The sequence below is a fragment of the Cupriavidus sp. 05T313 genome (assembly GCF_056396665.1).
The window spans coordinates 1-14,401 of sequence record NZ_JBFTLX010000183.1 but is presented as its reverse complement, the minus strand read 5'-3'; the positions used below and the strand labels follow the sequence as shown (position 1 = coordinate 14,401).

The window sequence follows — 14,401 nt, the reverse complement described above, 5'->3', positions numbered from 1 at the left end:
GTGCCGCACCGCGGGCAGCTGCCTTCATGGGCATGAGGAGCCAGCCGCGACAACAGCCCGCAACTGTGGCAGACCAGCAAGCCCGCGCGGGCAGCCGTGGTGGCCGAGGCAGCGATCACGCCACGCCCTCTTACGTGCGATGCCGCATCTATCCGGGCCCACAGGTCGCGAACGTCGAAGGCGGAGGACGCGGCGGCGAGCAGCAGCATCACCGCCCCGAACGCCCACATGGCGACGCCGGTCACCACCGTGGCGATATGCGCGAGTTTGACCAGGGCGACCAGCATGCCGAGGATCAGGACTTCGGTCATGCCCCAGGGCGCCGCCAGTTCCAGGACGCGAAACACCGCGTCGGGCCGGCGCGGCAACCGTCGCAGCCGCAGCGGTAGCAAGAGATACGTCATCGCGAGCATTCTCAGCAGCGGCATCAGGAGCGTGGTGACGAACACGAGGCCGGCGAGCGGCCACATGCCGTCGCGATAGAGTATCCGAACCGCGCCGAACAGCGTCGTCTGGACCAGATCGCCGTTCACCGACAACCCTACCACCGGAAACATGTTCGCCACCACGAACAGCACGAGCGCCGCGAGCGTCAATGCAAGCGCGCGGTCGAGACTCTCCGGCCGGCTCCGATAGAGCTCCGCGCCGCAGCGCCGGCAGCGCGCGATGCCGGCTCTTGGCAACGCCGTCTCGCGCTGCAGCAGATCGCACTCGTGGCAGGCGATCAGGCGCGCCGCTGTCATGGCAGTGATTTGCTTGTGCCGGAGGGCGATGCGTCCGGTGGCACGGATTTGCCGCCGTCGCCATACACTACCGAGGTCATACGTTCCGCGTCGACCACCCAGCCGCCACCCATCGCTTTATAGAGATTCACGCTTGAGGTAAAGACCGTTCCCTGCGCTTGGGCGTAACTCAGTTGCGCGTTGAAGAGGCTGCGCTCGGCATCCAGCACCTCGATGTAGCTCGTGTATCCGCCCTCGTAGCGCAACCGTGCGAGCCTAGCGTAGGTCGCCAGCGCGTCGACCTGCCGTCCCTGCACAATGAGTTTCTCGCGCGTCTTCTGCAAGGACACCAGCGAGTCCGCGACCTCCTGGAAAGCTACCTGGATCGCCTTCTGGTACGTGAACAGCGCCTGTTGCTGCAGTGCCTCGGCCTGCTTGACCTGCCCGCTGATGTTGCCCGCGGTGAAGATCGGCACCGTCACCGCACCGGCGTATGACCACAACCTGGCCGGGCCGGTGAAGAGCTGCGAGAACTGGGTGCTCGCCGTGCCGAACACGCCAGTCAGCGAGATCGACGGGAAGTAGAGCGCGCGCGCCGCGCCAATCAGCGCGTTGGCGGCGATCAGGTCCTGCTCGGCCTGCCGCAGGTCGGGGCGGCGTTCGAGCAATTCGGATGGCAATCCGGCCGGCACCAATGGCAACACCAGGTCGTCCAGCTTGCGGTCACGCTGGATCGGTTGCGGGTTCTGCCCCAGGAGGATGGATAGCGCATCCTCCTGTTGCGCGATCTGGAGTTCGATCTGCGGAATCGTCGACAGCGAGGATTCGTATTCGGACTGGCTCTGCGCCAGTTCCATCTGTGAAACTTCCCCGCCCTTGTAGCGCAGATCGAATACGTGCACCGACTCTGCCCGGCTTGCCACGGTCGCCTTGGCGATTTCCAGTTGCCGGTCGAGCGACAGCAGATTCACATAGGACGACGCCACGGAAGCGACGAGCGTCAGGATCGTCGCGCGCCTGCCTTCCTCGCTCGCCAGCAGGCTCGCCCGGGCGGACTCGGTCTGACGGCGCAGCTTGCCGAAGACATCGATCTCCCATGCCGCCGAGAGCGTCGCCTGGTACTGGTTGAATACCTGTCCGACGCCGGACGGCAATGTCGTCGTCCCTAGCGGCACGCGCTCACGCTGTGCCCCGGCCCCTGCGCCGAGTTGCGGGAACAACTGCGAGCGCGTGCTCTGGAATTGCCCGAGAAACTGCTCGACGCGCGCCGCCGCGATCTTCACGTCCTTGTTCTCGGCCAGCGCCGTCGCGATCAGATCGTTGAGCGCCGGATCCTCGAACTGCACCCACCACGTCGTATTGACGAGATCCTGAGCATCCGCCTCGGCAAAGCGGAAGGTAGCCGGCGTGTTGACGGCCGGCCGCTGATAGTTCGGCCCGAGCAGGCAACCGCCGAGCGTCAGCAAGGCCATTAGCGAAAGAGCCGAAGTGCGCATGTCATTCGTCCTCGCGTCTGGCGGACGGCGTGGCCGTCGGGCCGCCCGCTCCCGCCCCAATGGAGCCCGGTGCCGGCTCGCCGGGCGCGCCGCCTTCCGGACCGGGAGTCTTCTTGCCTCCGCCCTTCTTCTCCGACATGGTTTCGAGCACGTAGAAGAACATCGGGATGAAAAACACCGCGATCACCGTGGCGCCGAGCATGCCGCCAATGACGCCGGTCCCGATCGAATGCCGGCTGTTCGCCGATGCGCCGAGTGCGATCGCCAGCGGCACGCAGCCCAGGATGAAGGCAAGGGAGGTCATCACGATCGGACGCAGCCGTTCGGTCGCCGCCGTGACCGCGGCGTCATAGACCGACTCACCCTGTTCCCGGTTCAGCACGGCAAACTCGAAGATCAGGATCGCGTTCTTGGCCGCCAGCGCCACCAGCATCGTGAGGCCGATCTGGAAGTAGACGTCGTTATCGAGGCCGCGCAGCAGGATGGCAAGCAACGCGCCAAAGAGCGCAAACGGCACCGCCATCAGCACGCCCACCGGCAAGCTCCACTTCTCGTACTGCGCAGCGAGAATCAGGAACACCATGATCAGGCCGAACACGAACACAAGCGCCGACGAGCTGCTGGCCTTCAGGGCTTCGTACGCCTCGCCGCTCCACCCCACCCCGTAGTCGTTGGGCATCACCTCGTCCGCCACCTCTTGCAGCGTGGAAAGGACCTGCCCCGAGCTGTATCCCGGGGCCGCATTGGCGGTAATCTTGACCGCCGGGAAATTATTGAAGCGCGTCACCAGATCCGGACCGGTGACGAACTTGGTGGTCACCACGGCCTTGAGCGGTACCATGTTGCCGGTCTTGCCGCGCACGAAGATCTGGTCGAGATCCCCGGGCTTGAGCCGGTAGGACGGCTCCGCTTGCAGGATGACCTGCCAGAGCCGGCTCGAACGATTGAACTGCGAGACGTACAGCGAGCCGAACATGGTCTGCATCGCGCTGTACACTTCCTCGACCGGCACCCCCAGGGTTTCCGCCTTTTCACGGTCCACGTTGACCAGCAGCTGCTGTGCCGCCGCATTGAAGGTCGACGTGACGCGGGCCAGTTCGGGCCGCTGCTTCGCCTTGGCCATGAAGTCGTTCACCACGCCCGCGAGTTGCGGGATGGAACCGTCCCCTTTGCTCTGGATCCACATCTCCGTGCCGCCGGTCGTACCCAACCCCGGGATCGACGGCGGATTGACCGGCAGGATGATCCCCTCTTTTACCTTCGACAGCTGCTCGTAGGCGTCGATCAGCACGGCGCGCGCATTCTGCGTTTTGATGTTGGCGAATTTATAGCGCTCGTCGAAGCTCTTGAACCCGATAAAGAACGCTCCGGCGTTATTCTTGTTCTGGCTGTCGAGCAGGCTATAGCCGTCGACCACCGTGACGCTGCCCACGGCCGGCTGCTTCATGAAATAGTCGGTCACGTGCTGTGACACCGCCCCGGTGCGATCCAGGCTCGCGGCGTCCGGCATGATCACCGCCCCGAGCAGATAGCCCTGGTCCTCGGGCGGGAGAAACGAGGTCGGGATCGACCGCATCATGACAACCGCAAGCGCGATCATGCCGACGAACAGCAACAAGGCGACCACGAAGCGCTTGATGACCATCTTCACCAGGTTCGTATAGCCAGCGGTCATGCGCCCGAAGGCATTCTCGAACCACCTGAAGAAGCCCTTCTTTTCATGGTGTCCGGGTTTCAGCAGCAATGCCGCCAGCGCAGGCGACAGCGTGAGCGCGACCAGCCCCGAGAACACCACCGAGATCGCAATGGTAATGGCGAACTGCTTGTACAGTTGTCCGGTAATACCCCCAAGGAACGCCACCGGCACGAATACGGCGCACAGCACAAGCACGATCGCGATCACCGGCCCCGTGACTTCGTCCATGGCCCGTTTGGCGGCGTCCTTCGGATTCAGCTTGTGGACGCTCATATTCCGTTCGACGTTCTCGATCACCACGATGGCATCGTCCACCACGATGCCGATCGCCAGCACCATGCCGAACAAGGTCAGCATGTTGATCGAAAACCCGAGCGCCATCATGCCCATGCAGGTACCGACAATCGACACAGGCACCGCCAGCACCGGGATCAAAGTGGCGCGCAGGCTCTGCAGGAACACGAACACGACGATCACCACCAGCACGAGTGCTTCGAAGAAGGTGTGAATGACGTCCGAGATCGACGCACGGGTGAACTCGGTCGTGTCCATCGCGATTTCGTACTCAAGCCCTTCCGGAAACGACTTCTTCATCTCCGCCAGCGTCTTGCGCACCTGGTTGGACACGTCGAGCGCGTTGGCGCCCGGCTGCTGATAAACGGCGATCACCGTCGCCGGCTTGCCCTGGAACTTGCTACGGATCGAATAGTCCTTGCTGCCGAGTTCGGCACGGCCGACGTCCTTGAGACGCACCATCGCGGCATCGCCGCTCGCCGCGCGCAGGATGATGTTCTCGAACTCGGCCGGATTGCTCAGGCGGCCGGTGGTGGTTACCGCGAATGACTGCTCGACTGCCGTGCCGGTTGGCGACTGGCCGATGCTGCCGACCGCGAACTGCTGGTTCTGGTTGGCGACCGCCTTCTGCACGTCGGAGGCCGTGATACCGAGCTGCGCCATGCGGTCAGGCTTGAGCCAGATACGCATCGCGTAATCAGGCGTGCCGAAGATGCTCGACTGATTGGCGCCGGGTATGCGCTTTAGCGCATCCAGCACGTAGATGTTGGTGTAGTTGGCAATGTAGGTTGCATCGTAGCGTTCGCTGGGCGAGTAGATGGCGAGGACCATCATGAACGCCGAGGATTTCTTCTGCACCTGGATGCCTTGGGCCTGAACCGACGAAGGCAATTGCGGCAGCGCCAGGTTCACCCGGTTCTGCACATCGACCTGGGCAAGCTCGGGGTTGGTGCCGATCTCGAAAAAGACGTTAAGGGTGAAGTTGCCGGTCGATGAACTCGAAGAGTTCATGTAGATCATGTTGTCCGCGCCATTGACCTGCTGCTCGATCGGCGCGGCGACATTGTTTGCAACCACATCCCCGGTCGCACCGGGGTACGTGGCGGAGACGGTAATCTGCGGCGGCGTAATGTCAGGATACTGCGCGATGGGCAGGTTGAGCATCGCCAGCGCGCCGCCGAGCGTGATCACGATCGAAATGACCGACGCGAAGATCGGCCGGTCAATGCAGAAATGGGAAATGTTCATTTCGCCTGCCCGGTCAGTTCGTCGCGATAGTGTCAGACTGACGCCGCGACAGGCTTCGCTCTTCGCTGCGCGGCGTATCGGCGGCGGCTTTCTGGGCCGGCGCCTGCGTGATTTTCAGCGGCGTGTCGGCGACGACGCGAATGGCGCCGTCGACGACGATCCGCTCGCCGGCTTTCAGGCCCGCGTTGATGAACCAGTCATCGCCGTTCCATTCCCCGACTTCGACAACCCGTTGATGGCCTTTCGAATCCTTATCGACGGTCCAGACGAAATGGCTCTTGGAACCCTGCAACACGGCACGTCGCGGCACGAGAATCGCATTGGGGCGCACCGCGCCGGCAACCCGTGCGCGCACGAACTGCCCGGGGCGCAGGGTGCCTTGCGGATTGGCGAACGAGGCCCGCACGAGGAAGGTTCCGGTTTGCGTGTTGAATGCCGGATTGGTGAAATTGATATGGCCGCTGCCCGGGAACAGGCTGCCATCGGCAAGCACAACCGTGACCTCGAAGTCGTTGTTGGGCGGAAACCGCAGCTGTCCCTTCTCGACCTGGTCGCGGTAGGACAGCAATTCATTTTCGGAAATGCTGAAGTTCACCCACATCGGATCAAGCTGGTAAACATAGGTCAGCAAGCCCGTCGCGGCCGCTGTCACGTAGCTGCCGTCCTGCTGCCTTGCGAAGCTCGACAGACCCATGAGCGGGGACTTGATCGTCGTGTAGCTCAGGTTGAGCTCCGCGGTCCGGACCTCGCCTTGGGCGGCGATCACCGCGGCCTCGGCCTCCTTTTCGTTGCCCGTCGCGTTGTCAAGGTCCTTCTGGCTGAGGGCGTTCTGAGCGGCTAGCGGAACCACGCGGGCCAGATTGGCCTTGGTCACGGTGAGCCTGGCCTGCTGCTGCGCGAGCTGGCCTTTTGCCGACTGGAGTGCCGCTTCGAATGGCTTGGCGTCCATCAGGAAGAGCGTCTCCCCGGCACGCACCAGCGCACCCTCGGTATAGACGCGCTTTTCCAGGAAGCCGTCGACACGTGCGCGAATCTCGACCTCGCGCGAACTTTGCGTCTGGGCGGTGAACTCGAATTCGACCGGCGTGTCACGCTGCGCGACAGTCATGACTGTCACTTCGGTTATCGCACGCGGCACTTCGTTCGCCTGCTTGTGGCAGCCGGCAAGCAGCACTAAGGTCGCCCCGGCAAACGCGAACTGCAGGCGGGCGCGGTTGAGCGCGTGCCTGCAACCGACGTTTACGATCCGCGAAGGTGAAATCACCATTTGAGTCTCCCATTGGGAACTCGGACTCTTGGAACACAACGCAAGCAAGCCGGACCCGCAGCCAGCTACGGCGGCATGCCGTAGCCAGACAGCACAAGCACGTCGTCGCGATTCACCAGCATCAACGCCATTGCGCCGGGGATCTCGCCGAGCGCGATAGTCCCCGCGTCTCTGCGCCATGCTGTCGCGGACGCGAACGCGGTTCGCCTTGGTTTCGTTGTCATCTGTGGATCCCCAACTCTCCGCCCCTGCCCTCTACTGCACTACCGCACTACAGCACTACTGCACCGTGTATCCCCGGCCCGTCATGCACGCCGCCACCGCCCGGTTGAACGTGGCCATTTGCTGGGACGCCTGTTGCTGACCCGCTTGCTGCTGTTCGGCCGCGGCCTGGTTGCCGCGTCGCTGGCGCGAGCCACCGACCACGGTCCCCGTGACCGCGCCAGCCGCCGCACCCTTGCCGGCATCGCCCGCGATCGCACCCACCGCAGCGCCTACGGCGGCGCCGCCCGCGGCGCCCCTGACCCGCCCCCCTTGCTGCGGCGGAGCACTTGGCTGGCCGGATTGCTGCGCAATGGCAACGGGATCCACCCCGGTGTTCTGCTTCGCCCACAACTGGCATTCGGCGGTGTCCGAGTTCTGCTTCTGCGTACTCTGCCCCTTGGCTGGATAGATGATGGGCTGCTGCGCGGCGGCACCGAACGCCAGCATCCACGCGATCAGGCCAATTGGGACTCGCTGCATTCGTAGCATGACCTGAGACTCCCCCATATTCCTTGGCCGGCCARTTCGCTGGTCCTCCGTGAACCAGGCCAACAGGCAATGCCGCGCAATGCACGCCGCCCCACGCTGCTGTCGCGCTCAGGCGAACCTAACGCGCGTCGAGCGCAAGGGGCGCGACGCGCGTTAGCTGTAAGTGGAGCCCCACCGACAGGCACCGTCATCGGCTTCATTTACTGAGCTTGGTGATCTTCTGACCTTGCAAGCCGAGGCCGGCCATCAAGCCCTGCTGCCCATAGATGAAGGCGTAGACGTCCGATGTCAGGTTTTGGCTGGTCATGGATTTTGCAACGCCCTCATCCACCACGACAACGCTCGGCCCAACGCCAACCGACAACCCGTCACTATCATTGAGATCGCTCAAAGCCTTGTCGTTCATGAAGAACATTGCCAGTGAGAAGGTCTGGGCGCCCGCCTGCAGGCCATACGAGACCGCCGTGGCGTTGTAGTAGCCCAGCACCCTGCCATCCGGGGCAAACATCACGCCGTTGCCGCCTTGCGCGCCCACGAGGAAGCCCGCTTTCATGATGTCGGGGAACACGATAACCCCCTTCGCCGCGGTCAGGAGGTTCTTGGTCCTGGGATTCGTATCATTCAGCTTTGCCAGGGCCGCACGCGCGGCCGCTTCCAGCTGCGGGTCACCGCCCACGGTTGACGTCTGCTGGGTCGAACAGGCTACCGCGACCAGCATGACCGGAATCGCGAGAATGAGCCGAAGGTACTTGATCATGATGCGTGCTCCATTCAGAAAATGACGACATGGTGTAAAGCGCATTCCCACCTGATGTTCTTGCCGGTTCATATCAATAGTGATATCCGGGTCCCGCTAAAACAATTGGACCTTGGTCCAATAGCCGCTTGCCGGGCGCTCGAAGCCGGTTCGCGTTCCTCACCCCTCGGAAGTCGGATCGATGGCCGTGCGCACGGCCTTGATAAAGATTTCATCGTTAAACGGCTTGCGCAGATAGGCCGCCGCTCCAGCCGCCAAAGCCTGCTCGCGGACACCGGCTTCGTCATGCGCCGTGATGAAGATCACCGGGATGCCGCTGCCCGTGAGCCGCCGCTGGACCTCAAGCCCGTTCAGGCCGGACATCTGCACATCGAGCACGACGCAGCCTGGGCGATATGACGGAATGGAATCGAACATATCCAGGAACTCGTCCCCGGTTTTGAACGTTTCCGATGACAGCCCGATGGAGCGCAAAAGCCGCTTGATGGCACGACGCACCGATTCGTCGTCATCAACCACTGCGACGAACGGTTTGACTTTGCTCATGGCGAAATTCCCCATACAGGCACCGCAGGGCCCCACCTGATTCGACGCTCGATTAAGACTATGACAGTTGGAAGACCGCAGATATTGGACTTTGGTCCAACTACGCGCGAGGATGCGGGCGCCCCCCGGCGCCCGCATCCTCGCGGCGTACGGCGGTCTGACGAGGCGGTAGCGGAATCCCGGCATGACGGCGGGCCAGGCCGGCATCGGGTGCCGGGCCTGCCGCGCCGCAAGCAAGGCGCTCAGCGCGGCGCGTCCAGCAAGCTCGCCACCTTCGACGCGTGCACCTGCTCCGCGATCTCGCGCGCGGTCAGTCCGCGATTGTCGCGCAGATCCTGCCTGGCACCTTTGGCGAGCAGCAGGCGCACCGTATCGGCCCGGTCGTAGCCGGCCGCCCACATCAGCGCGGTGAGCCCGTTGCCGTAGGTGGCGTTGACGTCCACGCCAGCATCCAGCAACTGCCGCACCACCCCTGCGTGGCCCTCGCCTGCCGCATAGACCATGGCGCTCTTGTTGACGCGATCCGTGGCTGTCAGATCAGGATGGCGCACCAGCAGCATCGCCACGATCTCCTCATAGCCGCCAAAGGCCGCGGCCATCAGCGGCGTGACGCCTTGCACGTTGGCCTGGCTGACATTGGCGCCGTGATCGACCAGCGTGCGCGCCATCTCGGTCAGGCCCCGCTTGCTGGCGGTGAGCAATGCGGTATCGCCAATGCGGTTGCGCGCGTCCACCGCCGCTCCTTGTTGCAGCGTGGCACGCACACCCGCGGCGTCGCCCGCCCTGGCGGCCGCGAGCAAGCGGGCATTGAGGCCGATGTCGTCGTCTGCCCTTGCCGGCAGCCACAACATGCCCATGCCGCAGAGCAGCGCGGCGATCCCCGCGCGCCATCCTGTGCGTCCGTCCATGTCCGTCTCCCCCGCCACGCATAGGTGGCCAGCCTCATCGCTGCACGTTTCCGGCTAAGTGTGGTGCGTAAGGCGCGCTAATTCAAGGAGCGTCCGAGCGCGTGTTGCGGCGCGGCATGTTTTGATATTGCGGCGCGGCGGCGGCAGTGATGCAAGCGATTGCGATACAAGGTTGTTTTGCCTGCACTCTTTCCTATACTGCTTTTGACCCCGGGCCGCCTCGGTGCGCAACGCGCACATGCTTTTGTCCTGGGAAAGCCGGGGGCACAAAAGAATGCAAGAAAGGAGCTCCCCATGCTCGCAGCTCGCAGCCCTTCCCGGTTGACCCTCCCCCTGCTACTCCTGGCCCTTGCCGCCTGCGCCGCGTCCGTTGCGACCGTCGCCTTCGGCGCGGACGAAATCCAGGGCGCCGCCACGACGACCGGCGCCGCCATGACCAGGCCCCTGCCATCGGTTACGCAGGCGCAACTCGATGCCGCCGGCGGCAATGCGAACGACTGGCTGCACTCGAACGGCTCCTACCTGCAAACCCGCTATTACCCGGGCAGCCAGATCAACACCAAGAACGTCGCCAGGCTCAAGCCGGCCTTCCAGTTCCAGACCGCCGTGATCGAGTCCATGGAGACCGCGCCGATCGTGGTCAACGGCGTGATGTTCCTGACCACCTCTTACAACCACGTCTATGCGATCGATGCCGTGACCGGCAAGGAGTTCTGGCACTACAAGCACAAGATGGGTCCGATCACGACCTTCTGCTGCGGCCCGAACAATCGCGGCGTGGCTGTCAGCGGCGACCGCCTCTACATGGGCACGCTCGACGCCAAGCTGGTCGCGCTCGATGCCAAAACCGGCAAGTTGCTGTGGGAAACCCAGATCGCCAATCCCGAGCTGGGCTATTCGGAAACCATGGCACCGGTCGTGGTGGACGACAAGATCCTGATCGGCACCAACGGCGGGGAGTACGGCATCCGTGGCTTCCTCAAGGCTTACAGCGTCACCGACGGCAAGCTGCTGTGGACCTTTTACACCATCCCCGAGAAAGGGCATGAAGGCGTCTGGGCCACCACGGACGCGACGGGACGCGACATGAAGCGCGACATCGCGGCGGAGAAGAAGCAACTGGCCGACAAGGGCGGCGACTTCTACAAGTCCCTTGGTGGCGGCGTCTGGATGCCGCCGGCGATCGACCGCAAGAACAAGATGGCGATCTTCGTGGTGGGCAACCCATCGCCCGACCTGTATGGTGCCATCCGCCCCGGAGACAACCTCTATACCGACTCGATGGTGGCAGTCGACCTGGATACCGGCGCCTACAAATGGCACTCCCAATATGTCGCCCATGACGTGTGGGACCTTGACGCCGCCAGCCCGCCGATCCTGGTCGACGTGCGCGACAAAAGCGGCCAGATGATTCCCGGCGTGATTCACGGCGGCAAGACCGGCCACATCTATGTGCATGACCGCCGCGATGGCCATCTGATCCGCTTCTCCCAGGCCATGATCCCGCAGGAGAACATGTGGACGCTGCCCACCGCCTCCGGCGCGCGCATGCTGCCGGGCGCCAACGGTGGCGTGGAATGGTCGCCGATGGCGTTCGACCCGAAGACGCGGCTGGCCTATGCCGCCAACCTGCACCAGCCCATGACTTACCAGGTGGAAGCGACGCCCTACCCCGGTGGCAAGCTATGGCTGGGCGGCGCGTTCAAGACCATCCCGTCCGAGGCGCAATGGGGCAAGCTCTCCGCGGTCAATATCGATACCGGCAAGGTTGCCTGGGACTTTAAGACCGAGCAGCCGCTGATCGGCGGCGTGCTGGCCACCGCCGGCGGGCTGGTGTTCAACGGGGAAGGCAACGGCCTGTTCAGGGCCTTCGACGCGAGCACGGGCAAGAAGCTGTGGGAGTACCAATGCGGCGCCGGGGTCAACGCACCCGCGGTTTCCTACATGGTGGGCGGCAAGCAGTACATCGCGGTAGCGGCGGGCGGCAACACGCAACTGGACTTCAAGCGCGGCAACACCGTGCTGGTGTTCGCCGTGCAATAGGCATGCGCATCCCCCTCGGACGGCCCCGGCAGTTTGCGCTGTCGGGGCTGGCACTTGTTCTGTGCGTGTTGCTGGCATGCGCGGCCGGCATCGCGCGCGCCGACCCCGAGGCCGGCAAGCGCAAGGCGGAAACCTGCGTGGCTTGCCACGGGCCGACGGGAAACCCCGGCAATCCGGGCTATCCGGTGCTCGCCGGCCAGACCGCGCGCTACATCTACATGCAGCTAAAGGACTTCCAGGAAGGCCGCCGCGGCCACCCGCCGATGACGCAGATGGCCGCGCCGCTATCGCGCGAGGATATGCTGGACCTGGCGGATTATTTCGCTGCGCAGAAGCCCATTCCTTCCCAGTTCAAGGCAGACGGGCAAAAAGTGGAAGCCGGCAGGAAGAAGTCCGAAGAGGTGCTCTGCACCATGTGCCATCTCGGCGGCTTCAGCGGGCAGAATGAAATTCCCCGCGTGGCCGGACAGCAGTACGCCTATATCGTCAAGCAACTGGAAGACTTCCGCTCGCGCAAGCGCACCAATGACGCCGGCAACATGACCAGCGTGGCGCGTGGCTTGTCAGACGCGGATATCCAGAACCTCGCCAACTACATAGCGAACCTGCAATAGGCCCCTGGCCCGCCGCCGTGCGGAAACAAAAAAACGGGGCGTGCGCCCCGTTCAAACCCTCGCCAGTCCAGACCTCCGGCCACAAGCTGCACGGCCACCGGACCGTCGATCACCGATGCTCGGTCAGGGGGGATCCGCGAGGATCCCCGTCAATCAGTTGGCGGATCAGTTGGTCGTCTTGGCGCCGGCCTCGAACCACTGGCCCAGCAGCGCCCGTTCGTCGTCCGTGATCTGCGTGACGTTGCCAAGCGGCATGGCCTTCTGCTGCACCGCTTGCTGATAGATCAGCTGCGCGTGCGCCTTGATCTCGTCGGCCGTGTCCAGCTTGATGCCCTTGGCGGCAGTCGGCATCATCTTCGGCGCGGCGGCATGGCACTGGACGCAGCGCGAGTTGATAACCTCCTGCACCTTGGTAAAGCTCACCTGCGCGGCAGCACCATCCTTGTTCGCCACCGTCTCGCGCGGCTGCGGCGCGATCATGACCGCGACCACGGCCAGCACCGCGACACCGGCGGCAGGCCAGGCGACATTGATCTTGCCCTTGTGCTTGAGGATGAAGAACTGGCGGATCAGCACGCCGGCCAGCATGATCAGCACCAGCACGGCCCAGTTGTACTTGTAGCTGTAGGTCATGCTGTAGTGGTTCGACAGCATGGCGAACAGCACCGGCAGCGTGAAGTAGGTGTTATGCACGCTGCGCTGCTTGGCGTTCTTGCCATGCACCGGATCCACCGGATCGCCGGCGCGCAGCGCGGCAACCACCTTGCGCTGGCCGGGAATGATCCACACCAGCACGTTGGCGCTCATGATGGTGGCGATCATCGCGCCGGTCAGCAGGAACGCCGCGCGGCCCGAGAACACGTGGCAGGCCACGTAAGCAGCCAGCGCGACGTAGATCGCCACCAGGATGCCGACGGTGCGGTCGCTCTTGCCAAACACGCGGCAGATGCAGTCGTAGACCACCCAGCCCACGGCGAGGTAAGACAGCGCAAACCCGATCGCCGCGCCCGCCGACATGTCCATGACGTTCTTGTCGACCAGGAACGTGCTGGCGTTGAACAGGTACAGCACCACCAGCAGGCCGAAACCGGTCATCCAGGTGGAATACGACTCCCAGTAGAACCAGTGCAGGTTCTCCGGCAATGTCTTGGGCGCGCTCAGGTATTTCTGCGGGTTGTAGAAGCCGCCGCCGTGCACCGCCCATAGCTCGCCGCCCACGCCTTTCTCCTGCAGGTCGGGGTCATCGGGGCGGGTCAGGCTGTTGTCCAGCCAGACGAAATAGAACGAGGAACCGATCCATGCGATCGCGGTGATTACGTGCACCCACCGCAGCAGCATATTGGCCCAGTCGAGGATATAGCCTTCCATGTCTTGTCTCCTTTGTTTCCCGTACCGCGCTCAACTGCCGCGGTAGGTCGAGTACGACCAGGGGGAAACCAGCAGCGGCACGTGGTAGTGCGCGGCGGTATCGGCAATACCGAAACGCAGCGTCACCACGTCGAGGAAAGCTGGCTCGGGCAACTTCGTGCCCTGGGCGCGGAAATAATCGCCGGCACCGAATTCGAGTTCGTACACCCCGGCGGCCATGGTGTCGCCATCCAGCAGGGGCTGGTCGCAACGGCCATCGTGGTTGGTGACGACTGTCTTCAGCGTCTCCTTGCGATTGTCGACAATTTTATGCAGGGTAATCGACATGCCGGCGCCGGGTGCGCCGGCTGCGGTGTCGAGTACATGAGTGGTCAAGCGTCCCATCCTGTTCTTCCTTAGGGCTTTGGGTTGTGAGAGGCGCCGCTGCCTTCACTAGCACCATTTGTGGGAATGGTGCCCGCTCGGTACGTATTTCTAACGCATCCCGGCGCTGGACTGGTGCAGGGCGACAATGCTTTGCACCACTCCGTATGGCAACTCGGGAATTACCCTGAGTTGTCGAAAACCTAGCTCGGTTTTGTTGACAATATTGCCGCCATAACCAAATAATTGTCAACAATTTTTGGGGCGCGCCACCCTGCTTTTACTCGCTGCCGGCGGCGCGCCGCTCCCCCTCCTCACCAATACAC

At 63.5% G+C, this 14,401-nt stretch carries 13 protein-coding genes; 2 read left to right on the top strand and 11 right to left on the bottom strand.

Annotated features, from left to right (window positions below):
- The 9 genes from AC1DKD_RS29825 to AC1DKD_RS29785 form a co-directional block, all read right to left on the bottom strand.
- Positions 1-743 (bottom strand): paraquat-inducible protein A (locus AC1DKD_RS29825; RefSeq protein ID WP_477144047.1); only part of this gene is annotated, 743 nt, incomplete at its 3' end.
- On the bottom strand, positions 740-2,218 hold the full coding sequence (locus AC1DKD_RS29820; protein WP_441628124.1) for an efflux transporter outer membrane subunit: 1,479 nt from the start codon (positions 2,216-2,218) through the stop codon (positions 740-742). The genes AC1DKD_RS29825 and AC1DKD_RS29820, both read right to left, overlap by 4 nt.
- Position 2,219: 1 nt before the next feature.
- Positions 2,220-5,456: an efflux RND transporter permease subunit gene (locus tag AC1DKD_RS29815; RefSeq protein ID WP_441628126.1), complete on the bottom strand. Its 3,237-nt coding sequence runs from the start codon at positions 5,454-5,456 to the stop codon at positions 2,220-2,222.
- Positions 5,457-5,469: 13 nt separating this feature from the next.
- The gene (locus AC1DKD_RS29810) at positions 5,470-6,723 is read right to left on the bottom strand and encodes an efflux RND transporter periplasmic adaptor subunit (RefSeq protein ID WP_441628128.1); all 1,254 of its coding nucleotides are present in this window, start codon (positions 6,721-6,723) and stop codon (positions 5,470-5,472) included.
- Positions 6,724-6,788: 65 nt separating this feature from the next.
- A complete protein-coding gene (locus tag AC1DKD_RS29805; RefSeq protein ID WP_441628130.1) occupies positions 6,789-6,947 on the bottom strand; it encodes a hypothetical protein in 159 nt (52 codons plus the stop codon).
- A gap of 55 nt (positions 6,948-7,002) precedes the next feature.
- A complete protein-coding gene (locus AC1DKD_RS29800) occupies positions 7,003-7,476 on the bottom strand; it encodes a YMGG-like glycine zipper-containing protein (protein WP_441628132.1) in 474 nt (157 codons plus the stop codon).
- A gap of 196 nt (positions 7,477-7,672) precedes the next feature.
- Positions 7,673-8,233, bottom strand: a complete 561-nt coding sequence (locus AC1DKD_RS29795) for a lipid-binding SYLF domain-containing protein (protein ID WP_441628134.1) — start codon at positions 8,231-8,233, stop codon at positions 7,673-7,675.
- A gap of 159 nt (positions 8,234-8,392) precedes the next feature.
- Complete coding sequence (locus AC1DKD_RS29790; protein ID WP_441628136.1) at positions 8,393-8,779, bottom strand: response regulator transcription factor; 387 nt, start codon at positions 8,777-8,779, stop codon at positions 8,393-8,395.
- 242 nt (positions 8,780-9,021) lie between these two features.
- Positions 9,022-9,687, bottom strand: coding sequence for an ankyrin repeat domain-containing protein (locus tag AC1DKD_RS29785; RefSeq protein WP_441628138.1), 666 nt, complete (start codon positions 9,685-9,687; stop codon positions 9,022-9,024).
- A gap of 294 nt (positions 9,688-9,981) precedes the next feature.
- Here AC1DKD_RS29785 and AC1DKD_RS29780 point away from each other — a divergent pair, with 294 nt between their 5' ends.
- Both AC1DKD_RS29780 and AC1DKD_RS29775 read left to right on the top strand, forming a co-directional pair.
- Complete coding sequence (locus AC1DKD_RS29780) at positions 9,982-11,730, top strand: pyrroloquinoline quinone-dependent dehydrogenase (protein WP_441628140.1); 1,749 nt, start codon at positions 9,982-9,984, stop codon at positions 11,728-11,730.
- 2 nt (positions 11,731-11,732) lie between these two features.
- A complete protein-coding gene (locus AC1DKD_RS29775) occupies positions 11,733-12,344 on the top strand; it encodes a c-type cytochrome (RefSeq protein ID WP_441628142.1) in 612 nt (203 codons plus the stop codon).
- A 165-nt stretch (positions 12,345-12,509) separates the two neighbouring features.
- On the opposite strand, the gene AC1DKD_RS29770 is transcribed toward AC1DKD_RS29775, so the two are convergent.
- On the bottom strand, positions 12,510-13,712 hold the full coding sequence (locus AC1DKD_RS29770; RefSeq protein ID WP_477102403.1) for a urate hydroxylase PuuD: 1,203 nt from the start codon (positions 13,710-13,712) through the stop codon (positions 12,510-12,512).
- A gap of 30 nt (positions 13,713-13,742) precedes the next feature.
- A complete protein-coding gene (gene uraH, locus AC1DKD_RS29765) occupies positions 13,743-14,096 on the bottom strand; it encodes a hydroxyisourate hydrolase (protein ID WP_441628146.1) in 354 nt (117 codons plus the stop codon).
- Positions 14,097-14,401 lie beyond the last annotated feature (305 nt).

Excerpts from the sequence above, each read along its gene's own strand:
- AC1DKD_RS29790 (WP_441628136.1), bottom strand. The coding sequence starts at position 8,779 with ATGAGCAAAGTCAAACCGTTCGTCGCAGTGGTTGATGACGACGAATCG.
- AC1DKD_RS29795 (WP_441628134.1), bottom strand. The coding sequence starts at position 8,233 with ATGATCAAGTACCTTCGGCTCATTCTCGCGATTCCGGTCATGCTGGTC.
- AC1DKD_RS29780 (WP_441628140.1), top strand. The coding sequence starts at position 9,982 with ATGCTCGCAGCTCGCAGCCCTTCCCGGTTGACCCTCCCCCTGCTACTC.
- AC1DKD_RS29800 (WP_441628132.1), bottom strand. The coding sequence starts at position 7,476 with ATGCTACGAATGCAGCGAGTCCCAATTGGCCTGATCGCGTGGATGCTG.
- AC1DKD_RS29785 (WP_441628138.1), bottom strand. The coding sequence starts at position 9,687 with ATGGACGGACGCACAGGATGGCGCGCGGGGATCGCCGCGCTGCTCTGC.
- AC1DKD_RS29810 (WP_441628128.1), bottom strand. The coding sequence starts at position 6,723 with ATGGTGATTTCACCTTCGCGGATCGTAAACGTCGGTTGCAGGCACGCG.
- AC1DKD_RS29805 (WP_441628130.1), bottom strand. The coding sequence starts at position 6,947 with ATGACAACGAAACCAAGGCGAACCGCGTTCGCGTCCGCGACAGCATGG.
- AC1DKD_RS29775 (WP_441628142.1), top strand. The coding sequence starts at position 11,733 with ATGCGCATCCCCCTCGGACGGCCCCGGCAGTTTGCGCTGTCGGGGCTG.
- AC1DKD_RS29815 (WP_441628126.1), bottom strand. The coding sequence starts at position 5,456 with ATGAACATTTCCCATTTCTGCATTGACCGGCCGATCTTCGCGTCGGTC.
- uraH (WP_441628146.1), bottom strand. The coding sequence starts at position 14,096 with ATGGGACGCTTGACCACTCATGTACTCGACACCGCAGCCGGCGCACCC.
- AC1DKD_RS29770 (WP_477102403.1), bottom strand. The coding sequence starts at position 13,712 with ATGGAAGGCTATATCCTCGACTGGGCCAATATGCTGCTGCGGTGGGTG.
- AC1DKD_RS29820 (WP_441628124.1), bottom strand. The coding sequence starts at position 2,218 with ATGCGCACTTCGGCTCTTTCGCTAATGGCCTTGCTGACGCTCGGCGGT.